This is a genomic window from Clostridium sp. (genome assembly GCF_036642255.1).
Classification (GTDB): Bacteria; Bacillota; Clostridia; order Clostridiales; family Clostridiaceae; genus Clostridium_J.
Window position 1 is genome coordinate 1 of record NZ_JAVWDJ010000036.1, and the last position, 24,454, is coordinate 24,454.

The following is a 24,454-nucleotide window of genomic DNA, read 5'->3' on the forward strand; positions in this document are numbered from 1 at the left end:
TTTAAAATGGAGCTGGCAATAGGAATCGAACCTACAACCTGCTGATTACAAGTCAGCTGCTCTACCGTTGAGCCATGCCAGCAAAATATGGCGACCCAGAAGGGACTCGAACCCTCGACCTCCGGCGTGACAGGCCGGCACTCTAACCAACTGAGCCACTGGGCCATATGTGGTGGTCGCAACAGGGATCGAACCTGTGACCCTCTGCTTGTAAGGCAGATGCTCTCCCAGCTGAGCTATGCGACCGCAAATGGTGACTCCTAGGGGAATCGAACCCCTGTTACCACCGTGAAAGGGTGGTGTCTTGACCGCTTGACCAAGGAGCCATATGTCATTTATCTTTTGTTTATCAGGTTTGCTTTGCTGCTTCTCGGCTCACCCGACATGTACTATAATACAAAATTTTTAACCTTATGTCAACAAATTTTTAAAAGTTTTTTTAATTTTTTTATAAGTAATTATTTCCAAGGGGTTTTTTTAGACTTTCTATGAAAGTTTGGCAATAATAGTTACATATTAAATAACTTCATATCTCCTTTATAAATATAGAAATTGCAATTTACTTATATTGAAATATTTTATAATATCATATGATAAGTGGTTTTATAAAAATAATTTTTTTACAATTGCAGTTAAAATCAGTATACATAATATTTAAATAAACTTTCATGTATCATATAATATACTTATACTATACCTAAGGATTTGTAAACTTTTTATTATAATAATCCTTGTAAATTTATAAAACATCATAGTTTTATAAAATATTAGATTTGTCTTGAACACACTTCAAATGAAGCGTATTATCTTTTATTAATCCCCTTCCAAACAAAGGAGTTGTTATTTTGAATTATGACCTTATTATTATAGGTGCAGGCGCCTGTGGAATCGTTACTTCAATTATGGCTAAAGATCTTGGCATAAATGTAGCTTTAATCGAAAGTGGAGATAGAATTGGGAAAAAAATATTAACCACAGGTAATGGTAGATGTAATATAACTAACAATGAAATAAATTATTTAAGATATCATAGTGATAATAAATTATTTTTTAAGTATGCCTTAGATAATTTTAACTTAGACGATACTCTTACCTTCTTTAAATCTATAGGTCTTTATGTTTTGCCTTTAGAAGAGGGTAAGCTTTATCCCATGTCGCTTCAAGCTTCTTCTGTATTAGATATTTTCAGATTTAATATCGAAGATAGGGAAATCCCTCTTTATATTAATTCAAAAGTTAAAAAAATTGAAAAGCAAAATACTTTTAAAATAATCACTGAAGATGGTGTCACATTTACTAGTAAAAAAGTTTTGTTATGTACTGGCGGAAAAAGTTATAGCAAAACTGGTTCAGATGGATCAGGGTATACTCTAGCTAAATCACTAGGACATAATATTATTGCCACCTCTCCAGGACTTGTACAATTAAAGCTTAAATATGACAGATTAAAAGCTCTTTCAGGTGTGAAGTTTATTGGATCTGCATCTATTTTTATAGATAATAAATTAAGAAAAGTGGATAGTGGTGAAATCTTATTCACTGACTATGGTATTTCTGGGCCTCCTATTCTTCAACTAAGTAGATTTGCTTCTAAAGGTGTCTTAGCAAAAAGAAATGTAACACTTAAAGTGGATATGATGATGGACTTTTCTAAAGATGCCTTAATTGATTTCTTAGAAAATCACTTTGCAATATTTTCACATCGTTCCATATCTGAAAACTTAGTAGGAATTATTAATAAAAAACTAATTCCTATAGTGTTAAAAGAAGTAGGAATTGAAGATATACACTCCATTACCTACAATATTTCTTATGATCAACGTTTTAAGCTATATAACTTATTAAAGGACTGGGAGTTTATTGTTTGTGGTACTAACTCCTTTGACAACGCTCAGGTAACTTTAGGTGGTGTTGATACTACAGAGGTAAGTGATACATCCCTTGAATCAAAATTAGTCTCAGGGCTCTATTTTGGTGGTGAAATATTAGATGTAGATGGAGACTGTGGTGGTTTCAACCTTCAATGGGCTTGGAGCTCTGCCTCTGTGGCTGTAAAAGCCATTAAAGATTCATTAGTTTAAATATACTATAAAAATTAATGGAGTAAGAAAATTGTTTTCTTACTCCATTAATTAAATAACAAGTTATTCTACAGCCTTATTTAATTCTTGTAATAGATCATCTAGGCTAAGTCCGTGAACCATAGCTGCCTCTTCTAAAGTTTCAGCTTGAGCTGATGGGCATCCTACGCATCCCATTCCAAATCTCATTAATATTTCTGGAGATTGTGGGTAAGTTCTTACTATTTCACCAATTGTCATTGTTTTTAATATTTTCATATATATCACCTCATAAATTATTATATTTATATTATGTTTAGAAAGTATTTTTAATATTCTCTATGGCTTAATTATAGCACTATCTGAAAATAATTTGTGTAACTTATGTTACAATATTCATAGTATTTTTCTATTAATAACTTTTATTTATTTATAATATAAATTGCATATTTTTCTCAATTAAACCTCAAATTATTTCAAATAGTCGTAAATCATGCTAATTAACTTACTTAACGAAGAATTCTCCTATTCCTTTGTATATTTTGTTTAAATAATAATATTTTTTGCATAAGCAAAAAGCCCATCTTTTAATGATGAGCTTTTTATTACTTCATACTAACTTATTAAGGATTAAATTATAATTTGTTCACCATCATAGTTTGATCTCTTCTTGGACCAACAGATATGATAGAAATCTTAACCCCTGTAAACTCTTCTATTCTTCTTAGGTATATTTTTGCATTTTCAGGTAGTGCCTCATAAGTTCTTGCATGGTTAATGCTTTCGTCCCATCCATCAAATTCTTCATAAACAGGTTCACACTTCGCTAAGTCTTCTAAGCTTGCTGGGAAGTAATCTATAACTTTTCCCTCTAGCTTATAACCAATACAAACTTTAAGTTTTTCAAGTCCAGCTAATGTATCAATTTTTGTTATACCAAAGCTTGTTAATCCTGAAATTCTAGCTGCAGTTTTTAGTATTACAAGATCAAGCCAGCCACATCTTCTACTTCTTCCTGTTGTAGTTCCATACTCAAAACCTTTTTCCCTAATCCAATCTCCAGTTTCATCATTAAGCTCTGTTGGAAATGGTCCCTTACCTACTCTAGTAGTATAACCTTTTACAATTCCAACTGCTCCATCAATCATAGTTGGTCCTATTCCTGCACCAGTACAAACCCCACCAGCTACAGTATTAGAAGAAGTTACATATGGGTATGATCCAAAATCTATATCAAGTAAAGTACCTTGAGCTCCTTCAAATAGTACCTTCTTGCCAGCTTTTATACTATCATATATTTTAACTGAAGTATCTGTTACATATGGCTTTATTCTTTCACCATACTTAACATAAGCTTCGTAGACTTCATTAAAATTAAGTTCATTACTTTCATAAACTTTTGTTATTAACTGATTTTTCATTTCTAAATATTCTTGAAGCTTTTCTTTAAGGACTTCAGGTTTAATTAAGTCACAAACCCTAATTCCACATCTCTCAACTTTATCTGTATAACAAGGTCCAATACCTTTTCTAGTAGTACCTATATCATTTTTGCCTCTTGCCTCTTCTTTAAGCTCATCAAGAAGCTTATGATAAGGCATAATAACTTGAGCTCTATCACTAACTAACAGTCTTTCAGGAGTTATATCTTCCCCTAAAGCTCCTAAGTAGTCCATTTCTTTAAATAGTGCCTCGGGGTCTACTACTACTCCATTAGCAATTATATTTAATTTTTCTTTATATAATATACCAGATGGTATAAGATGAAGCTTATACTGCTTATCTCCAACTTCTACTGTATGACCTGCATTATTTCCTCCTTGGAATCTAACAATTACCTCTGCCGTTTCTGCAAGATAATCTGTCATCTTTCCTTTTCCTTCATCTCCCCACTGAGCTCCTAATACTACAAATGCTGACATAAAAATTCCTCTCTTTCTCCTACTAAATTCATATACTTAATAAATATTTTAATCATTCTTTTACATTTCTATAATTTATTAATTTGCATAATTTTTTCTAATCTTAATTATACTTCTTATTTAAAATCCTAGCCACATAAACTCCACTGGCTGAAGCTTGTGATAAGGAATGTGTTACTCCTGAACCATCTCCTAATATATATAATCCTTTTATTTTTGTTTCTAAGTTACTATCAACTGTAACTTTAGAATTATAAAACTTAACTTCCACACCATAGAGCAATGTATCTTCATTGGCACTCCCTGGTGCAACATTATCAAGCGCATATATCATTTCGATTATAGCATCTAATTGACGTTTAGGTATTACTAAACTTAAATCTCCCGGTGTAGCTTTTAAAGTTGGGATAGTGAAGCTACTCTCTAATCTATGATCATTTGTTCTTCTTCCCTTTACTAAGTCTCCAAATCTTTGAACTAGCACTCCACCACCTAGCATATTACTAAGTCTTGCAATGGACTCTCCATATTCGTTACTATTCTTAAAAGGCTCTGTAAAATGATTAGAAACTAATAATGCAAAATTAGTATTTTGTGTATGAAGTTCTGGATTAGAATAGCTATGTCCATTCACAGTTACTATTCCATTAGTATTTTCATTAACTACTTCTCCATGAGGATTCATACAGAAGGTTCTTACTAGGTCACCATATTTTTTAGTTCTGTACACTATTTTACTCTCATAAACTTCTGAAGTTATATGTTCAAATACTGCTGCTGGTAACTCCACTCTTACTCCAATATCCACCCTATTGCTTCTTGTTTCTATTCCTAACCCTTCACATACCTTTGATATCCACTTAGAACCAGAACGTCCGCTAGCTACTACTAAGTCTTTACAACTATAATCTCCATTATCTGTAATAACTATGAAATTCCCTTCTTCTTTATATATATCCTTAACTTCTGTATTAAAAATCATATCTATATTTTCTTTTAAGTGGTTATACATATTTCCTAATATTTTAAGGTTTCTATCAGTACCTAGATGTCTTACCTTCGCATCTAACAGATGCAAGTCATACTGAAGTGCCTTAGTTTTTAACATACTATTAGTTGTAGAATATAATTTAGCATCACTACCACCGTTATCACACAGTACTTTATCTACGTAATACATTAAATCTAATGCTTCTTCATGACCAATATATTTATATAAATCTCCACCAAAGTTATTAGTAATATTATACTTTCCATCTGAAAGACTTCCTGCTCCACCATAACCATTCATTATATTGCAATACTTACAATTAATACAACTCTTTATATTTTTTCCATTAATAGGGCACTTTCTTTTTTCTAAGCTGTTACCTTTTTCAATTATCAAAACCTTTGCTTTAGAATTTAAAACCATAAGCTCATAAGCGGTAAATATTCCACTAGCACCTGCACCAACAATTATAATGTCATAAAAATTATTCATTCAAATCACCCCATAAATATATTAACAAAGTATAATGCTTTTAGCAATAAAAATGCGAATATTATTATTGTATTCACTTTTATAGTTCGTAGTATTTCTTTTGTCTTATAATTTATAGTTTAACCTGTTTAAGCTTTTAATTATTACATAAATCATGAAAAAACTAACTTTATAAACTAAAAAACCAATTAAATTATCACGTTATGATAATTTAACTGGTTCTTGTTTTTATCTAAATTTTGATTTGTATATACTAATATTTTCTAAGCTATATACCTTTTCTGAGAAGTCACCTTCATTTACATCATTTAATGCCTTTTGCATATCATACATCCTTGCATCTAATATATCTAAGTGATGAAGCATCTCAGCTTCTGGAATCATAGGCTTTTTAGGACTTCCATACTCTGGCTCATAATGATGAGTTAAAATCATATGTTGAAGTAACATTATAATTTCGCTATCTGCCTTTGTTTCTCTTCCTGCTCTATCAATAAGATTAACACCTAAAATTATATGACCTAACAATTGGCCTTCAGTAGTGTATTGGGATACTATGCCTAACTCACTAGAGTCCATCTCATAAATTTTAGCAATATCGTGTAAAATAATGCCTGCAAATAGAAGATCCTTATTTAGGTGAGTATAAACCTCTAAAAGCTTTTCTCCTGCTCTAAGCATTGAAGTAGTATGATATAAAAGCCCACCCCTTATAGCATGATGATTTGATTTTGCTGCGGGATAGTGCATCATTTTACTACTAGATTCTAAGATAATATTTTCTACAATATTTTTTACATCATTATTATCAATTTTTTCTATAAACTCTAATATAATATCAAACATATCCTCTGATTTATATGGTGCTGATAGAACAAAGTCATCAATATTAATTTTATCTTCTGAAGTAACATTTCTTATTTTTTCTATTTTTAATTGAAGCTTTCCTCTATACTCATTAACTACGCCTCTAATTTTTACCACCATACTATCAGTAAAAAGCTTTTCTAGCTCACTATTACATTCCCAAAGCTTTCCATTGATTTCACCAGTGGAATCAGTTAAATTAATATCCAAATATTTATTTGTACTACTATTATTGGTTATCTTACAGTCTATGGTTTTTATTAAGAAATAACCTTCAATTTTGTCACCTTTATTAAAGTCAACTATTTTTTTAGTCACCATCTATCTCTCCTCAAATCTAGCCTTAACACACATATTCTAATATATGAATATTATCAAATTAAAAATAATTATACAATAATAATGCGTAAAAAATATATTTAATAATTAACAACCCAATTTCCTTAACGACTTTTAGAAGATCTAAACTTCTATAAATTCCTAGTTTATATCGAACTAAGTTTAGTTACCGATATTTAAAACCATATTGAACGAATTTCATATTTAGTACTCCAAGGTTTAATTAATAACTATACTTTTTATGCTACTTTGCCAAAGAGTGTTTAGCTCTTATAATTTTCTTTCCTTCTTCATCAGTAAATTCCCCAATTATTATAATTACTAAATCAACTAGAGTCCAAATGCCAAAACCACCTAAGGTTAATAGCATAAAAATAGCAGTACCAGCCTTGCCTACATAAAATCTATGAAAACCAATTAAGCCTAGTAATACACATAATATTAGCACTGAGCTCCAACCTTTGCTACTAACATTATCTTGTTTATCTACATTTGGAGTATTAATAACTTGTCGCTTCTGTAGATTATTTTCATCAACCTTATCCTGGTGAATAAGATAACATCCACAATTTGAGCATTTCTCTACATTATCTTCATTTATAAAATTACACTGATTGCATTTCATAAGGATACCACCTCATTTATAAAGTTTTATATATATCCTTATGATTATTAATATGTTTATATTACTTTAATACTATAAATGCTCACTTATATTTATAGTATTAAAAATTAAATTAGCAGAGAAATTCCCTGCTAACTTAATTTTAAGCTACTTTTATTTTAATATAATTTAATTTTGATGTACTATATCAAGGTTTCCAAACTTACTGAACTGACCAAGCCATGCAAGCTTTACTGTGCCAACAGGGCCATTTCTTTGTTTTGCAATAATACATTCTGCCACATTTTTTTCTTCAGTTTCCTTATTGTAATATTCATCTCTATATAAGAACATAACTAAGTCAGCATCCTGCTCAATAGAACCAGATTCTCTTAAGTCTGATAGCATTGGCCTGTGATCTGCCCTTTGCTCAGGTGCACGTGAAAGCTGTGATAATGCAATTACAGGACACTGCATTTCTTTAGCTATAGCCTTAATACTTCTTGATATCTCTGATACCTCTTGTTGTCTATTATCGGGATTGCTTCCACTCATAAGTTGAAGATAGTCTATAACTATCATATCTATTCCATGTTCAAGCTTTAATCTTCGGCACTTAGAGCGCATTTCCATTACAGAAATACCAGCTGTATCATCTATAAAAATTTTAGCTGCTGCAAGCGGCCCTGAAGCCCTTGCAATGTTTTCCCAATCTCTATCCTCTAAGTTTCCCGTTCTTAGTTTCAACATATCAACATTAGCCTCTGCACATAAGAGTTTATATGCAAGTTGTTCCTTACTCATCTCTAGAGAAAAAATTGCAATACTTTTACCAGCTCTAAGTGCTGCAAATTGTGCAAGATTTAAAACAAAAGTAGTTTTACCCATAGAAGGTCTTGCTGCAATAAGTACCATATCTCCTTTTTGAAACCCTGAAGTTTTATCATCTAGATCCTTAAATCCGCTTGGGATACCAGTGGTTTCCCCTTTATTATTAAATAATCTTTCAATTTCTAAAAAGCCTCTTTCTAAAACTGCATTCATAGGCTCAAAATCACTAGTATTCTTCTGCTGTGAAAGATTAAAAATTTTCTTTTCTGCTAGATCTACTACAGAATCAACATCATCTTGTTTGTTATAACTTGATTCAATTATCTCAGTGGAACTTCTTATTAACTTTCTCAATATGGATTTATCTCCAACTATTTGTATGTAAGAGTTCAAGTTAGCAGTAGATGGTACTGAATTGCTTATTTCTGTTATGTATGTTATTCCACCTGCAACATCAAGCTTATCTGTAGATCTCAGGTAATCAATTAAAGTGATCATATCTATAGGAGTATCTTTTTGATACAAATCTTTTATAGCACTAAAAATCACCTTATGAGAATCTCTATAAAAGTCTTCTGCATTTAGTGTTTCTGCCGCTTGAGCAATAGCAGTTTTATCTATAAGCATGGAACCTAATACAGATTGCTCTGCATCAAGGTTATGAGGCATACTCCTAATAGGTGCTTCCATGAAATCATCTCCTTTTAATAAAAAATAAATCTATTTTCTAATATCTTCTGTTAACTAATTAATTCTAACGAACTAGAAATTATCTAATAAATTTTCATTTATATTTATAATTGGTTTACAGAAATATTCATCTACGTTTGAACTAAACTATAACCCTGCCATAATTATAGCAGGGTTATAGTTATAAAGTAATTATTATTAAAACACAATTTCTAAAAGTTCTTCAATGGTTGATATTATTTTTACTTCTATATCATCAAGTCCTAGAGGAACTTCCTTCTCATTGTCCTTTGGTACAATTACAGTTTTTATTCCTTTTCTTCTTGCACCATAAACCTTTTCAAATATTCCACCTACCGGCTTAACTTTCCCCCTAAGAGAAATTTCCCCTGTTATAGCAATATCTTGTCTTAATGGCTTATCTAATAATGCACTGATTATACATACGGTTATTGCAGCTCCTGCAGAAGGTCCATCAATCTTTCCTCCACCTACAATGTTTACATGTATATCGTAGTCTTTTATGTCCTTGTTAGTTATTTTTCTAATAACAGAAGCTGCATTGAATACAGAATCTTTTGCCATAGAACCTGCTGTTTCGTTAAATCTTACATTTCCTGCACCCTTATCTTTAGCCTCAAATACTGACGCTTCTATTTCTAAAGTAGAACCTAAGAAACCTGCAACTCCAAGTCCATATACCTGACCTATTTCTTTTTCATCATTATTATTAACTTCTTCATAAGGTTTAAGCCTACTTATGGATATTACTTCATTGAGATCCTTCATCGCTATAAAAGTAGCCTCATTATCATTATATCCTTTATTATAAAGTACATAACCATATACATCTGCTAATAGATTAACAGCTTTTCTACCTTCTATAGTATATCTACTTATTTCCTTGGCAATACCCTCTTGTAATTTAATATTTAACTTTTTAGCAGCATTTAATACAATTTTCTCTATATCAACTGCAGAAAGTGGTTCAAAATACACTTCTGTACATCTTGATCTTAGAGCAGGATTTATTTCTCCTGGATCTCTAGTGGTAGCCCCTATAAGTACAAAATCTGCTGGTGCTCCTTTATCAAATAAAAACTTTATATATTGTGGAGTGCTTTCATCATCTGGATCATAGTAAGAAGATGAAAACTCTACTCTCTTGTCTTCTAAAACTTTTAACAACTTATTTTGAAGTGTTGAGTCCAATTCACCAATTTCATCTATAAATAATATTCCACCATGAGCTTCAGTAACAAGTCCTGGTTTAGGCTCTGGTATTCCTGTTTCAGCTAAATCCCTTTTACTTCCTTGATAAATAGGATCATGTACTGATCCTAGAAGTGGATTAGCTATTTCTCGTGGATCCCATCTTAAGGTTGTCCCATCTACTTCCACAAACTTAGCACTATCCTCATAAGGAGTGTATTCAAGTTTTTTTGCTTCTTCTAAAGCAAGCCTTGCAGCACTAGTTTTCCCTACTCCTGGAGGTCCGTATAAAATAATGTGTTGTGGATATGGTGATGACATCTTGGAAATTAAAGATTTTATTGCTCTTTCTTGTCCAATAATTTCAGAAAATTCCTCTGGTCTTAGCATGGACATTATATTTTTAGTAAGTTTTTTAGAATCTAACACTTCTAATTCTGCATACTTTTTTAGAGTTTTTGCATTTTCTGGACCCTTTTGCTTTTTGATAATGCTTAATCTAACTTCTTCCACATACTTATCTTGTTTCTCCATTAGATATTGTTCTACTTCAGTTTCAATTTTATTTTGTACATATCTTTTAGCAACTAAGTTGCTAAGAGCTTTACTTGTCTCTTCTAAAACTTCTAGTGCATTACAGCTATTTGGCACTAACTCAATCCCTTTTCCATTAGTAAGGATTTTATTTAGCGCATAAAGTCTTTTATATGTATCTTTACTATTTATATACTTTTGAAGCTTGTACTTAACTACTTTAGCTTTCACAGATCCTTCATCTAATACCTTATGCATAAGCTCAAATAGTACTTCCACTTGCATATCTACCGGTAGTGCCTTATCAAATTTGTAGTTGTCTAATTCATTAATAGATTGTAATCTCAAAATTAAGTCGCATTAGAAGGTCCTAGTTACCTTCTAATGCATTTCCTCCCTTCAGTTTCTAAATTTAGAATTACTGCTCTGAAACAACAACCTTTATTCTAGTAGATACTTCAGGATATAATTTAACCTCTACATCAAAAGTTCCCATGGTCTTTATCGTATCCATTACAATCTTTTTCTTATCTATATCCACACTATGTTGTTTGTTTAACTCTTGAGCAATATCCTTGCTTGTTATAGCACCAAATAATCTTCCGCTTTCTCCTGCTTTAGCTGTAATCTTAACTACCTTATCTTTAAGTTCTCCAGCTAATTTTTGTGCTGCTTCAATTTCAGCAAGCTTTTTCTTTCTATCAGTTTCATTTTTTTTATTTAAAATGTGCATATTAACATCATTGGCTTCTTGAGCTAATTTTTTAGGAAATAAAAAGTTTCTTGCATATCCATCAGAAGCATTAATCACCTCTCCTTTTTTTCCTACACCTTTAACATCTTGTAATAATATAACTTTCATTACTTTTCACCTTCCCTTAAGTATTTGTCTATGGCATCATATAGCTGTGTTTCAGCTTCATCTACAGTGGTAGAATTAAGCTTTGCACCAGCCATTGTCATATGACCTCCTCCACCTAAGGATTCTAATATTACCTGCACATTAATATCTCCAAGAGATCTTCCGCTAATATAAGCATCTGCTTCCATTCTAACAATAACAAAGGACGCTTGGATACCTGTAATATTTAGCAATTCATCCGCTGCTTGGGCAGTTAATACAGTATCTTCTATATTTGGAGGGCATTTTGCCACCGCTATTCCATTTTTAACCTCAGCTGCCTTTATTATTTCTGCGCGCATAAGGTAAACTTTTAAATCATCAGTAAAGATTCTTTTTACATCTATGGTATCTGCACCAAGTCTTCTTAAAAATGCAGCAGCTTCAAAAGTTCTTACTCCAGTCTTAAAGTAAAAATCCTTAGTGTCCACACAAATACCAGCTAGTAGACCAATAGCTTCTATTTTTTTTAATTTTGGCTTATCCACCATGTATTGAATAATTTCTGTAACCAATTCTGCTGTTGAAGATGCATAAGGTTCAATATAACTAAGCACTGTTTCTTGAATAAAATCCTTTGCTTTTCTATGATGATCTATCACTACTACTCTTTCAAAGGAATTAACTACATCCATTGAAAGTACATATCCTTCATTGTGGACATCAACTAAAATCAGCAAACTTTTATCATTTTTATAAGCTTTAGTTTTTTCAATGTTTATAAAAGTATTTCCATAACTTTCATCTTCATCAAACTTTTCTAACATTTGTCTCACAGCATTGTTAGGTCCATCTAGCACTACATAACATTCCTTATTTAGAGATTTTATGATGCTATACATCCCTATCGCAGAACCAAGACAATCTATATCTGGATTTTTATGTCCCATTATAAATATATTACTACTTTCATTTATAAGGTCAAGTAATACATGACCTATAACTCTAGCTCTAACCTTTGTTCTTTTCTCAACTTCTTTGGTCTTACCCCCGTAGAAGGACAATTTTTCAAAGCTCTTAACTACAACTTGATCTCCCCCACGACCTAAGGCTAAGTCCTTAGCGGTTACTGCAAAATCATGGTTTTGAGCTGGAGTTTTTCCTCCACGTCCAATTCCTATGCTTAGTGTAACAGCTAGCTTATTTCCAACATTTATTTCTCTAATAGTATCTAAAATTTCAAATTTCTTTTCCATCTCTTTTTCAATATGCTTATCCTTAGTAGTAAGCACATATTTATTAGAGGAGTACTTTTTAATCATGGCTTCTAACGTTTGAGCATAACTATTTATAGTTCTTTCAATATCCGCTACTAACTGTGGCGCCGCACCTTCTTCAGTGCTTTTTATCACATCATCTAGATTGTCAACTTCAATAAGCATGATGCTTTCTTTGTTACTATCTATGGTTTTTAATAAATTAACCTTTTCTGTAACATCATAAAAATATAAGAGTATTATTTTATCATTTTCGTCACTGGAAATTTCTATATCTATTAGATTAATGTAGATATCATAATAACTATCCTTTATTTGGATATTATTATATATATCCTTTTTCCCTTCAACTACTTGCTTGATATTAAACTCCTTTATAACATCCTTTATGTTTTTTCCTAAGATTTGTTCTCCTTCAAGTTTGGAAGATAAATTAGGATTATACCATAATATATTTCCTTTATTACCTATCATTATCAATGGAAAAGGTAGCTTAACAAAAGTGCTTGTGGTGGCTATATCCATTTTTGATGATACAGAGTCAATAAACTTCTTCCACTCATATTTCTTGTTTTGCATAGTCCTTGTATTATATATAACAAGAACTACATAAATAATTAATGCTACCCAACCTATTGCGAAATGTCTAAAATAAAATATCACTGCTATTAATATGGCAATCAATATCATGTAAATCTTATTACTAGTAATCCCAAAAAAATTATATTTTAATTCTTTATTGTCCATAAGCTACACCTTTCTTATTCTATAAGGGTCTAGTTTTCTAAAATCTAAGATCATCTCGCTAAAGCCAATTAAAAAATACATATTTGTTAATCCAAATAAGAAAGAAAAAAATATAACAAAAAAAGTACTTCTTTTATTAAGTAATTTTTTTCTTCTTAAAAAATAAACTGTTGCTGCTATACCATTAAGTTGAAGTATTATGCCTAATAATACAGAAACAGACTTATAAAGATATGCTCCTACATTAATACCTCTTCCACTTAATATTATACCAATACATATAAGAGCAATTAAAAATGCCCCTACTAAATTAGTTATATAAATCTCACTAAAAGGTTTCATTGGAGCTATATTATATCTAAGGTTTTTTAAAATTCCCCTTGAAACTATGTAATTAATATAAGCTGATATGAAGCTATATACCACAATACTAACCGGTATGAAAATTAAAAGGGTTTCCACATTTATCATTGATAGCATATCATCCATTACTTTAAGTTGTTCACCACTTACACCCTTAGCCATATATGTAGCCTTAATATCTTCTATTGATTTAATAAAACTATTCGCAACAATACCCATAAATTCTTTTATAGTAGATATTAAATTTGCTTTTTCTACAAAAATGCTTAAAAATGATAAAGTTAAAATATTTGACAATATACATACAGAAGTTAAAATCATTATGGTAAAATATGATGTCTTTTCATGCTTTATACAATATCCTAAAGTTAATCCTATTAATGAGTAGTTAATTGAAGCATTTATCGACATAATTGGATTAAAGACCATGGATGTAACTATAGTAGTAAATACTATGCAAATTATAGTATTTTTTAAATCTTGTCTTAAGAATAATACAACAATGGGTATTGGTAAAATTAATGTACCTAAAAAAGATAGTAAAGGTACATAATTTGTAACTATTAATATAGTTATAATAAACACTGCCATAAACCCTGATTCTACCAACGCATTTGTATTATATTTAGTTTTTTCCATAATTTCCTCCGTTAATTTCTTTCTCTGATATGATTATAGAGTTTGCTTAACCCCTTTCCATCTCTTTCTAGTGAGTCACCTTCTACCATACCTATCTTAAGCTTACGTTTCATGGTTTCATCAACGGCTAGATGGGAATATCCTAATTTTTCTGCTAATATATATAGCATTATAATTGCACCTGATATGCAATCTAGTATGGCCTCCTGTGCCACATTACTACCCTTACTTAAAATTTTAAAAAGATCTCCTATGGTACATAATATCTCCGCCTTTAGGCTCTCTACCAATTTAACATTAGACATAATATTGAAATCTTCTTTTCTCATCTATACCACCCCTTCACATAGGCTATAAATCTATTTTAGTTATTTTTCTATATTTATGCAACCTTAGAAAACTTAACATTATTTTTAATTTTAAGTACTAAATTTTGAGCAATTCTCAATAAAATTCATATGGAAATATTCTTATAGAACTTCTTTCTTAGAATTAAGTTTCCTTTTAATGTCTTTCAACAAAATTTTTTATCTATTTAATTAATATTTCACTGTCTTACAGTATATGGATATAGCTTTATTATACTATATAAACTTGTTATTACATATACTTATAATTTAATAATATTTATTTTGAGAGGGATAAAATAATAAGTAAACTACTTTTTCTTAACACTAGACTATATTAAAATATATGTTCTAATGATATAACTAAATTTTATTAAATCTAAAATTATAACAATTGATATAACCTTAAATATATAGATGATGTATTATTACTAAGTTTATCCTAAATTCTTAAAAATAGTAAATGAAATTAATAAATAAAAAAAGCAGAGTTTAAAAACTCTGCTCTTGCATTATTATTCTGTTGTAAACGGTAATAATGCTATATTTCTAGCTCTCTTAATAGCTGAAGTTAACATTCTTTGGTGTTTAGCACAAGTTCCAGAAATTCTTCTTGGTAATATTTTACCCTTTTCTGTAACGTACTTTTTTAATTTAAATATATCTTTATAATCTATTGCAGTAGCTTTATCTATACAGAATGAGCAAACCTTTCTTTTAGGTCTTCTTCTGTTGCCACCTTTGTTTCTATCAAAAGCCATTATTTTCTCCTCCTTACCTAATTATTACATTAGCATGAATTTCCTACAATTTATAAGAACTATATCCTATACTTAAAATAACGTTCTATAACTTGTGGCATCCATACCAGTTAGAATTTGTATCATTTCTCAATTTAATATGTACACTCCATTAAATAAAGTGTACTTAATCAATAAATTACTTTAGTTACAGATATCAAAACCCTTATATTAGCTTTCTGGGTTTATTATGATATGTCTTATAACGCTATCAGTAATTCTGAATACTCTATCTAACTCTTTAGGTAATTCAGCACTAGCTTTAAAGTTTATTAATGTGTAGAAACCTTCGTTAACTTTAGCGATTTCGTAAGCTAATCTTCTTCTTCCCCATAGGTCAACGTTTTCGATTTCTCCTCCATTATTCTCTATTACACCTTTAAATTTTTCGATGTTAGCTTTAACAGCTTCCTCGTCTAATGATGGATGTAGTATGAATATAGTTTCATATGCTCTCATTAGTTTCACCTCCTCCCCCCGGACTAACGGCTGTGCTTTACACAGCAGGGATTACATCAATAGATTTTACCAATAAATCATATAAAAATCAAGTAAAATATTTTACAACCTAATAAAATAAATAAGTATTTTGTACTTTTTATATAAAACCTACATATAAAACCTACATATAAAAGCTTCAAAATACTTATTTATTATTTCAATAGTTTATTTTTCTATACTATCTTCATTCTTTTTAATTACTTTTTTTATACTGCTTTCAAACTTATTCCTTGGTAGCATTACTATTCTATCACAGCCCAGACATCTTATCTTAATATCTGCACCCACTCTTATAACTTCCCATTGCTTACTTCCGCAAGGATGAGTTTTTTTTGTTTCAACTATATCATGTAAATCAAACTCTTTCATATAATGACTCCTCGTAATTATAGTTCAACTTGCTTAAGGACATTTTCCTTTAATTCAAATATCCCTTTATAAGTAAATTTATTATCTTGTACCAAATCCTTTAAAGGTTCAAAATCATTTTGACCAATCCTAAGGCTAATGCCACAACTTTTAGTTATATACGTAGGTGTTGGCATCATAGTAACTTTAAGTTTTGATCCTAGGCATACACTTTCTGCTTTCATAGCTTCATGAGTATTATTAAAGGTTAAAATATAAAAATGATTCATTACAATCTCTCCTGAATTTATATTCTATAATTTTATTGTTCTAGAACTATTCATAAGTTCTATTATAGCATACATATTTGTAATTTCACCAATTCTTACGCTATCTTTAATTTTATAAAAATCAAGGCACAATCCACAACTTTGAAGATTCACGCCCCTATCCTTTAACTTTTCAAGACTATCAAGAACTAATGAATCTTCTACTACAAGCTTAACACCACTATTTAAGAAAATTAGATGCTTGGGAATTATATCAGCTTCAGAAAGTGCAAACAAGTAGCTTTTCATTAGTGCTAACCCTAATTCATCATTCCCATTCCCTAATTTATCAGAACCAATAACGATGGTTAAAACGTCTTTATTGTTTTGTGGCGCAAGATTTATTGCATTTTTGTTTTCTATAGCTCCGTCACCCTTTACAACTGTTATATAATAAAGATCGTCATGTTCTTCTACTTCATACTTAAACCCACTATTTTCTACAAATTTAATTACATTATTTTTAGCCACTTCATTATCTACTATGGTAGTGCTAGTTCCACTACTAATAGTATCAAAGTATTTTTTAGTGTTTACCACTGGCAATGGGCAATTCATTCCTTTACAATTAATTATATTATTCATAATAATGACTTAACGTCTTCCCCCTTTAATTTTTATAAATATTTTTTACAATAATAACTTTATTATGCTATTATTAATTAATTACTAGTAATATTAAACTTAAATAGTAAAAATTTAATATTGTTAGCACTTTTATAATATGATTTAATTACTTTTTAGAGTTAATAAATTACATGCTTTCTATGATGTTCTTGTATAATATAAGCTTTAAACTATGTTATTATATCGTATCTCTAAAACAAAAAACTGTTTTCAGTTATATACCCGTGTGAATCCTAATTCCTACAAATTAAATAACTTTTATAAAATTATCGCTATATATAATTATAACAAACTTCTATAATGATAACTATTGTTATTATTTATAGATAAATTTTAATCATTCAATTAATCAATTAATTGTGTTCTTTATTTAAGGAGGTTTTATAATGCAAATATATTTAGATAATGCTGCTACATCATTTCCAAAGCCTACAGCCGTTTATAATAGTGTGATGAACTATATGACGAATATAGGCTCAAATCCTGGCAGAGGAGCCTCTAGTTCTTCACTTAAGGGTAACAAGGTAATCTTTGAAGCTAGAAATACCCTAAGTGAATTTTTTCATTTTGATAAAGTAGAAAATGTTATTTTTACCCCAAATATAACATATTCTTTGAACATGCTAATAAAAGGGTCTGTAAAAAAAGGATGGCATGTTATCACATCCACTATGGATCATAACAGCACTTTAAGAACCCTAAGTAATCTATCACTACAAAAAATAATAGAATTAGATATTATAAATGCTAATTCTCTAGGAGAAGTTAGTGTAGAAGATTTTCAAAAGAAAATTAAACCTAATACAAAACTTGTTGTGTTATCACACGGCTCTAATGTTACTGGTACCATACAACCCCTTGAAGAAATTGGAAAACTGTGTAAAGAAAGAGGTATCTATCTTATAATCGATAGTGCACAAACTGCAGGAGTATTAGATTTAGACTTTAATGCTCTTGGATGTAGTGCTCTTGCTTTTACTGGACACAAGAGCCTATTTGCTCCTCAAGGAATTGGTGGTTTCTTAATTGACGATGAATTTAATAATTTATGCACTTCTCTAATTGAAGGAGGTACAGGAAGCCTTTCCTCAGATATACTTCAGCCTAGTTTTTTACCTGATAAGTTTGAGAGTGGCACAATGAATGGTCCTGCTATTGCTGGATTATTAGCTGGAGTTAATTTTATTAAAGAAGAAGGTTTCGCTACCATTAAAGAGCATGAAGATTTTTTAACTGAGAAATTCATAGATGGAGTTTTAAATATTCCTTCAATAAAAATATATGGTGTTAAAGATGTTTCACGTAGAACTTCTACTATTTCCATTAATTCATCAAAGCTAGATAATAGTGAGTTTGGTTATATATTGGATTCACAATATGGTATAAGTACACGAACTGGCCTTCATTGTGCTCCTTTAGCTCATAAGTCTATAGGTACTTATCCTAATGGCACTATACGATTCAGTTTTGGTTACTTTAATGACATAAAAGATGTCGATTATGCCCTAAGTTCTATTCAAAAAATTATTAATAATTCTTAGTATTACTTTTATTATGCTTTTATGCTTCTTTATTTAATATTTAATTGCATCATTTATCATATTTATAAAAATTTCATTTAAAAGTATACAACCTATATATGATGTCAATAATTGTATATAGGAGGGGTTGCTATATGATAAATAAAATGATTTTTGATTCTTTAGCTCATGATTGTAGTTATAATATAAGGGAAGTCTTATGTAAGGAATTAATTCCTGTAGTAAAGTCCCATAAAGATATAGTTGTTTTATGCATTGGAACTGACCGTTCTACAGGAGATAGCTTAGGTCCTTTAGTAGGAGATAAATTGAAATTCTTAACTAGAGATAAAGTTCATATCTATGGAAATTTAGAAAATCCTGTTCATGCCAAAAATATAACTGATATTATAGAGCATATATATAAATCCTATGAAAGCCCTTTTGTAATTGCCGTTGATGCATCCTTAGGTTCATTGCCTAATGTAGGAAAAGTAATAATAGAATCTAAACCACTATCTCCAGGGGCAGCACTGAATAAAAACTTACCTAAAATTGGTGACTTAAGTATTACTGGTATTGTTAATATTTCTGGTTCCTTAGAGTTTATGGTATTACAAAACACAAGACTTTATATGGTAATGAAACTAGCTGAAGCAATTTCATCTGGTATATATCATAGTGTTTTAAAAACAATTGGAGGAAAAAGATCCTCTAATATTTCTATATCAAAAGATAATATTGCAGAGTTGCTTTCAAACTTAGATGGATAGATACCAATATTTAATTAAACTCCAATAACTTAAACTAATAGATTTATTTAATACTAAGTTTATATTGCCTTCATTGTTTTAATCATTGGACATTATATAGTTTTATTAATTCATATAAATATTGTAGGGAAAAATTTCCTATTAATAAATAAAATTATGTTAATTTGAATGAATATGTAAGTTTATAGTGTAATTTATCTTATAAATTAATTTGCCGTAGAAATGTTTCATATGAAACATTTCTACGGCAAATTAATTTTTATTGCATAAAAAACTTAAACTTCGTTAAAGCTGCAGGTTCTTCCTTTAATTATCTTTTCTAATTCAAGGATAGACTTACTTCCTTTATCAATAATTAAAGTTCCTTCCCTCTTAAGGGACGTACCAAAATTATACTTACTTAAATCATCATTCTTTAAATTACATATAATTATATCACAGCCCTCACATTTGTTACATTCTAAAAAAACATCGTATCCTCTTAAAGAAAGTTCTTCAGCAAGTTCATTATATTCTCTAGATATTGCAATTTTCATAAAAAAACCTCCTTCATGCATATTATTGACATGAAGAAGGATCTTTAATCTATTATAATTTCAAATTCACATTACACTTATATTGATAAATAGATAGCCATTCTGTATTATTTTGTATTAATAGCTTGATGCAAAGCCTTTTCTTCCTCATCTGATAAATCATACCTTGATATTCCTTTATCTATAGGTTTAGCATAAGTAGTGCTTTCATTCCTGCCATATATACTAGTTAATAATATACCATTATTGTTAGCATCAAGCATAGCAATAGAATAACTTAAATCACTTCCAATATCCTCAAAAGCCTTATATCTTATAATTGATACCTTTTGTAAGCAACTGGTTGTTAGTTTAGTTGTTTCTTCGCATATATTCATGACTTCATCCGATGTTTTCTTAACTTCATCAATCTTATCTAAATAACTAAGTAGCAATTCTTCTAAATTTTTATTGTTTGCTCCTCTCATAACCTTTCTATATTTTTTTTCTAGCTTATTTAACGCTGCTAGACATATAATTATAATTATAGTAAAAAACAATACTAAAACTAATAGTGCTAAAGTTATATATATTTGAAATTCATTAATAAAGGTTAATATATTGTCCATTCTTCACTTCTCTTCCTTTCTTAATTGTTTCATGTGAAACTTTAAACCTTTAATAATTCTAAAATACGTTGTAGATCATCTTCTGAGTAGTACTCTATTTCAATTTTACCTTTATTCTTATTCTTTTCATTAAGAGTAACCTTAGTATTGAAATATCCTTCTAATTTATCTGCAATGTCTTTATAGTAAGGATTAGAGGTTTTATTATTTACTTTCTTATTTTTATCATTTCCATAGTTTTTTATTAATTTTTCTGTTTGCCTAACATTTAAATCCTCATCAATAACCTTTTGAGCAATTTCATACTGAGTTTCTTTATTATCGATACCTAATATTGCTCTCCCGTGTCCTTCAGATATTACTTCATCAATTAAATAATCCTGAACTCGCTTATCTAGATTTAATAATCTTAAGCAATTTGCTATAGCGCTTCTGGACTTAGAAACCTTTTTGCTTATTTCTTCTTGAGTTAAGTCAAAGTCTTTCATTAGTTTCTTGTATGCCAAAGCTTCCTCTATAGGGTTTAAATCTTCTCTAATAATATTCTCTATCAAAGAAACTTCTAATACTTGTTTATCCGATAGATCCATAATAACTGCAGGAACTTCTTTAAGGCCGATGGATTTTGCTGCTCTCCACCTTCTTTCACCAGCAATAATTGTATAAACATCTAAATCCTTCTTTAATATTATTGGTTGTATAATTCCATGTTCCTTGATAGACTCTGCTAGCTCCACTATTTTTTCTGGGTCAAAATACTTTCTTGGTTGATCCTCGTTAGGCCTTATAGAATTAATTGATACCTTAAATACAACATTATCATCATCCACTGTATTTTCTTCTGGAATTAAAGATGCCAGGCCTTTTCCTAATGCAGATTTCTTAATCATCTTACTTCTCCCCTTTGCCTTAATAAAAATTCATTTGTTAATTTTTCAAAGGCTTCTGCACCCTTACACTTATCATCATATAGCATTATTGGAAGTCCGAAGCTTGGAGACTCAGCCAATCTAATATTCCTTGGGATAGTAGTTTTATAAACCTTATCTTTGAAATATTTCTTAACTTCGTTTACAACTTCATTGGAAAGCTTTGTTCTACTATCATACATACTCATAACAACGCCTTCAACTTCTAATTCTTTATTCAAAGACTTTTTAATTAATTGTATTGTATTAACTAGTTGACTCACTCCCTCAAGAGCATAAAACTCACACTGTATTGGGATTAATACTGAATTTGCAGCTGTCAGTGCATTAATCGATAATATCCCTAGAGAAGGTGGACAATCAATGAATATGAAGTCATATTCATCTTTAATTTCTTCTAGCTTTCTTTTAAGAATAGTTTCTCTTTTTTCTGTACTTATAAGTTCAACTTCTGTGGCTGCTAATTGCATTGTTGATGGTGCAATATAAAAATTTTCTACCATCTCACAATTTTTTATAACATTTTTAAGTGGCTCATCTGATATTAAAACATCATACATTGATGCAGTTAGTTTTCTCTTATCAAATCCAAGTCCACTTGTGGTATTCCCTTGCGGATCAATATCAATTGCGAGAACTCTATACCCATTCATAGCTAAATATGAGCATAAATTAATGTTAGTAGTAGTTTTACCTACTCCCCCTTTTTGATTAAATACACATATTACTTTCACAATTCTCCCCCCAATCTAAATGCAAATTTCCTTTAATTTTTAAAATTTAAATTTTAGTATAAATTTTAGCTATACTATAGTTACTGCATAACTTCTTATACTTTAATATAATTTTTTTAAAATACTTACTAAAAATTTGTTATATTTTTATTATATAGTCCTGGAGAAATTAATTAAAGTATTTATTTTAATATTGTTTAAAAAATATGCAATAATTTAGAATTCTTTATGTTTTTACATATAAATTTGTAAAAACACTGTTTAAATTATACTTTAATATAAAATAAAAGCATATGTTTCACATGAAACATATGCTTTTATTTAAAATCTTATATTAAAAACTTTATAAATATGAATTTTCTTCTGAAGAATATACTTGAAACTTATAAAGGTATTACTTTTTTTGAATCGTTATAGTAACCTGTATACTATCATCTAATTCCTTAGATCTATATTTTGCATCAATTCCATATTTATCAAATACTTGTTTAACAGTATTCACATAAATAGCAGCATTAAAAATACCTTTTATTCTTTTCTTTCCATCTGCAGCTACTTCTCCGTTTGTAAGCTTTAAGAGTTCTCTTTCTATTAAATCTTCTGTATTTTTTACATTTAAAGATTTTTCTACAACTTTCTCTAATACTTCTTTCTGTAGCTCTAAGGTTGGTAATTTTAATAGTGCCCTTGCATGTCTTTCAGTTAATTTATTTTCAATTATAATATTAGTTATTTCTGGTTGCAATTTTAAAATTCTAAGCTTGTTAGCAATAGTAGATTGTTTCTTTCCAATTACTGCTGCAAGTTGTTCTTGAGTATAAGAATGGTCTTGAATTAAATTATAATATGCTAATGCTTCCTCGTAAAAATTCAAATCTTCACGTTGTAAGTTTTCTAAAAGTGCAATAGCAGCTGAATCTTTATCGCTTATATCCACAACTATTGCAGGAACCACAGCTAAACCAGCAAGCTTTGCTGCTCTAAGTCTCCTCTCTCCTGCTACAAGCTCATATTTATCATCACTTATCTTTCTTACAGAAAGAGGTTGAATTATTCCATAGGTTTTAATAGACTGTGCAAGCTCTTCTATAGTATTATCATTAAATATCTTTCGCGGTTGATAAGTGTTTGGAGCTATTAAATCTGTAGATATAAAATTAATATTTTTTTCCATATTATACCATCCCTTTATGTATTTCCTTATATTTACAATTCTATATAAACATCGAAAAACCCTTCTTTTTTCTTAAAATTTTACAAACATTTTTTTACACTATTTTAAAGGATTTTTAGTAACCATACCTGCTTTTCGAGGGTATTTCTTAGGAGTTTCCCTTAACTTTCTTATTATTACTAAATTGTGATTTAAATCGCTACCTTCAATATCTACTTTTAGGATTTCTTCTACTTCTCCACCCAAAATTTTTATAGCATTTTTCGCCTCTTTCATCTCCTCATCGATGGCTGGCCCCTTCATTGCTACAAAACATCCCCCAATTTTTACAAATGGCAAACAAAACTCAGTTAAAACTGTTAAATTCGCCACAGCACGAGATACTGCTACATCAAATCTTTCCCTATACTTATTTTCTTGTGCAAAATCCTCTGCTCTTCCATGTATAGTTTCTATATCATTTAACTTTAGTTCTTTAATAACTTCATTTAAGAAATTTATTCTTTTATTTAGAGAATCTAAAAGTACTACCTTTGAACTTGGATTTATAATCTTCATTGGTATACCAGGAAATCCTCCCCCAGTACCTATATCGATAACTTTCTTAGCATTCTTAAGCTCTTGAAATTTAAAAACCTTAATAGAATCTATAAAATGTTTTTTTATTATTTCGCTATCCTCTGTAATTGCTGTTAAATTAACTTTTTCGTTCCATTCCTTAATAAGTTCCTTGTACCTAATAAACTTATCATACTTATCCTCAGTAAAGTCTAAGCTTTCATTATCACTAGCTTGTTTTAAGATATCATAATATTCCAT

Annotated in this window: 25 protein-coding genes and 4 tRNA genes; 3 read left to right on the plus strand and 26 right to left on the minus strand. The window is 29.8% G+C overall.

What is annotated here, in order from left to right:
• Positions 1 to 7: 7 nt before the first annotated feature.
• The 4 genes from RR409_RS15880 to RR409_RS15895 form a co-directional block, all read right to left on the minus strand.
• Positions 8 to 82 (minus strand) — tRNA-Thr (locus RR409_RS15880).
• Positions 83 to 88: 6 nt separating this feature from the next.
• A tRNA-Asp gene (locus tag RR409_RS15885) sits at positions 89 to 165 on the minus strand.
• 5 nt (positions 166 to 170) lie between these two features.
• A tRNA-Val gene (locus tag RR409_RS15890) sits at positions 171 to 246 on the minus strand.
• 5 nt (positions 247 to 251) lie between these two features.
• A tRNA-Glu gene (locus RR409_RS15895) sits at positions 252 to 326 on the minus strand.
• Positions 327 to 845: 519 nt separating this feature from the next.
• Between RR409_RS15895 and RR409_RS15900 the strand changes: the two genes are divergently transcribed.
• Positions 846 to 2,081: an NAD(P)/FAD-dependent oxidoreductase gene (locus tag RR409_RS15900; RefSeq protein WP_332558753.1), complete on the plus strand. Its 1,236-nt coding sequence runs from the start codon at positions 846 to 848 to the stop codon at positions 2,079 to 2,081.
• A gap of 63 nt (positions 2,082 to 2,144) precedes the next feature.
• Here RR409_RS15900 and RR409_RS15905 read toward each other — a convergent pair whose 3' ends face one another.
• From RR409_RS15905 to yedF, 16 genes are all read right to left on the minus strand, one after another.
• Positions 2,145 to 2,339, minus strand: coding sequence for a DUF1858 domain-containing protein (locus tag RR409_RS15905; RefSeq protein WP_332558754.1), 195 nt, complete (start codon positions 2,337 to 2,339; stop codon positions 2,145 to 2,147).
• A gap of 356 nt (positions 2,340 to 2,695) precedes the next feature.
• The gene (locus tag RR409_RS15910; protein WP_332558755.1) at positions 2,696 to 3,982 is read right to left on the minus strand and encodes an adenylosuccinate synthase; all 1,287 of its coding nucleotides are present in this window, start codon (positions 3,980 to 3,982) and stop codon (positions 2,696 to 2,698) included.
• 103 nt (positions 3,983 to 4,085) lie between these two features.
• Positions 4,086 to 5,465 carry an NAD(P)/FAD-dependent oxidoreductase gene (locus tag RR409_RS15915; protein ID WP_332558756.1) on the minus strand — a complete coding sequence of 460 codons (1,380 nt, stop codon included), beginning with the start codon at positions 5,463 to 5,465 and terminating at the stop codon, positions 4,086 to 4,088.
• Positions 5,466 to 5,693: 228 nt separating this feature from the next.
• Positions 5,694 to 6,653, minus strand: coding sequence for an HD domain-containing protein (locus RR409_RS15920; RefSeq protein WP_332558757.1), 960 nt, complete (start codon positions 6,651 to 6,653; stop codon positions 5,694 to 5,696).
• A 262-nt stretch (positions 6,654 to 6,915) separates the two neighbouring features.
• Positions 6,916 to 7,296 carry a TM2 domain-containing protein gene (locus RR409_RS15925; protein ID WP_332558758.1) on the minus strand — a complete coding sequence of 127 codons (381 nt, stop codon included), beginning with the start codon at positions 7,294 to 7,296 and terminating at the stop codon, positions 6,916 to 6,918.
• A gap of 168 nt (positions 7,297 to 7,464) precedes the next feature.
• Complete coding sequence (locus tag RR409_RS15930; protein ID WP_332558759.1) at positions 7,465 to 8,796, minus strand: replicative DNA helicase; 1,332 nt, start codon at positions 8,794 to 8,796, stop codon at positions 7,465 to 7,467.
• A 198-nt stretch (positions 8,797 to 8,994) separates the two neighbouring features.
• Positions 8,995 to 10,827, minus strand: coding sequence for a Lon family ATP-dependent protease (lonC, locus tag RR409_RS15935; RefSeq protein ID WP_332558790.1), 1,833 nt, complete (start codon positions 10,825 to 10,827; stop codon positions 8,995 to 8,997).
• A 133-nt stretch (positions 10,828 to 10,960) separates the two neighbouring features.
• A complete protein-coding gene (gene rplI / locus RR409_RS15940) occupies positions 10,961 to 11,404 on the minus strand; it encodes a 50S ribosomal protein L9 (RefSeq protein ID WP_332558760.1) in 444 nt (147 codons plus the stop codon).
• Positions 11,404 to 13,407 (minus strand): DHH family phosphoesterase, encoded by a 2,004-nt coding sequence (locus RR409_RS15945; protein WP_332558761.1) that lies wholly within the window; start codon positions 13,405 to 13,407, stop codon positions 11,404 to 11,406. Before RR409_RS15945 ends, rplI begins: the two co-directional genes overlap by 1 nt.
• A gap of 3 nt (positions 13,408 to 13,410) precedes the next feature.
• Entirely contained in the window at positions 13,411 to 14,409 is a 999-nt protein-coding gene (locus tag RR409_RS15950) for a DUF2232 domain-containing protein (protein WP_332558762.1), read from the minus strand.
• 11 nt (positions 14,410 to 14,420) lie between these two features.
• Positions 14,421 to 14,738, minus strand: a complete 318-nt coding sequence (locus tag RR409_RS15955; RefSeq protein WP_332558763.1) for a MazG-like family protein — start codon at positions 14,736 to 14,738, stop codon at positions 14,421 to 14,423.
• 533 nt (positions 14,739 to 15,271) lie between these two features.
• A complete protein-coding gene (gene rpsR / locus RR409_RS15960) occupies positions 15,272 to 15,517 on the minus strand; it encodes a 30S ribosomal protein S18 (protein WP_332558764.1) in 246 nt (81 codons plus the stop codon).
• Between the two features lie 210 nt (positions 15,518 to 15,727).
• A complete protein-coding gene (gene rpsF / locus RR409_RS15965; protein WP_332558765.1) occupies positions 15,728 to 16,015 on the minus strand; it encodes a 30S ribosomal protein S6 in 288 nt (95 codons plus the stop codon).
• 207 nt (positions 16,016 to 16,222) lie between these two features.
• Positions 16,223 to 16,426, minus strand: coding sequence for a DUF951 domain-containing protein (locus tag RR409_RS15970; protein ID WP_332558766.1), 204 nt, complete (start codon positions 16,424 to 16,426; stop codon positions 16,223 to 16,225).
• Between the two features lie 17 nt (positions 16,427 to 16,443).
• The gene (locus RR409_RS15975; protein WP_332558767.1) at positions 16,444 to 16,695 is read right to left on the minus strand and encodes a DUF3343 domain-containing protein; all 252 of its coding nucleotides are present in this window, start codon (positions 16,693 to 16,695) and stop codon (positions 16,444 to 16,446) included.
• Between the two features lie 24 nt (positions 16,696 to 16,719).
• Entirely contained in the window at positions 16,720 to 17,319 is a 600-nt protein-coding gene (yedF, locus tag RR409_RS15980; RefSeq protein ID WP_332558768.1) for a sulfurtransferase-like selenium metabolism protein YedF, read from the minus strand.
• A gap of 428 nt (positions 17,320 to 17,747) precedes the next feature.
• Between yedF and RR409_RS15985 the strand changes: the two genes are divergently transcribed.
• Together RR409_RS15985 and yyaC are read left to right on the plus strand one after the other, a co-directional pair.
• Positions 17,748 to 18,902 carry an aminotransferase class V-fold PLP-dependent enzyme gene (locus tag RR409_RS15985; protein WP_332558769.1) on the plus strand — a complete coding sequence of 385 codons (1,155 nt, stop codon included), beginning with the start codon at positions 17,748 to 17,750 and terminating at the stop codon, positions 18,900 to 18,902.
• 134 nt (positions 18,903 to 19,036) lie between these two features.
• Complete coding sequence (gene yyaC / locus RR409_RS15990) at positions 19,037 to 19,654, plus strand: spore protease YyaC (protein ID WP_332558770.1); 618 nt, start codon at positions 19,037 to 19,039, stop codon at positions 19,652 to 19,654.
• Between the two features lie 275 nt (positions 19,655 to 19,929).
• Here the strand turns inward: yyaC and RR409_RS15995 are convergent, their stop codons facing one another.
• The 6 genes from RR409_RS15995 to rsmG form a co-directional block, all read right to left on the minus strand.
• A complete protein-coding gene (locus RR409_RS15995) occupies positions 19,930 to 20,190 on the minus strand; it encodes a YkuS family protein (protein WP_332558771.1) in 261 nt (86 codons plus the stop codon).
• Positions 20,191 to 20,297: 107 nt separating this feature from the next.
• Positions 20,298 to 20,798 (minus strand): DUF4446 family protein, encoded by a 501-nt coding sequence (locus RR409_RS16000; RefSeq protein ID WP_332558772.1) that lies wholly within the window; start codon positions 20,796 to 20,798, stop codon positions 20,298 to 20,300.
• Between the two features lie 41 nt (positions 20,799 to 20,839).
• Positions 20,840 to 21,688 (minus strand): ParB/RepB/Spo0J family partition protein, encoded by an 849-nt coding sequence (locus tag RR409_RS16005; RefSeq protein WP_332558773.1) that lies wholly within the window; start codon positions 21,686 to 21,688, stop codon positions 20,840 to 20,842.
• Positions 21,685 to 22,461 carry an AAA family ATPase gene (locus tag RR409_RS16010; protein WP_332558774.1) on the minus strand — a complete coding sequence of 259 codons (777 nt, stop codon included), beginning with the start codon at positions 22,459 to 22,461 and terminating at the stop codon, positions 21,685 to 21,687. Before RR409_RS16010 ends, RR409_RS16005 begins: the two co-directional genes overlap by 4 nt.
• Before the next feature lie 394 nt (positions 22,462 to 22,855).
• Positions 22,856 to 23,635, minus strand: coding sequence for a ParB/RepB/Spo0J family partition protein (locus RR409_RS16015; RefSeq protein WP_332558775.1), 780 nt, complete (start codon positions 23,633 to 23,635; stop codon positions 22,856 to 22,858).
• A 99-nt stretch (positions 23,636 to 23,734) separates the two neighbouring features.
• Positions 23,735 to 24,454 (minus strand): 16S rRNA (guanine(527)-N(7))-methyltransferase RsmG, encoded by a 720-nt coding sequence (rsmG, locus tag RR409_RS16020; RefSeq protein ID WP_332558776.1) that lies wholly within the window; start codon positions 24,452 to 24,454, stop codon positions 23,735 to 23,737.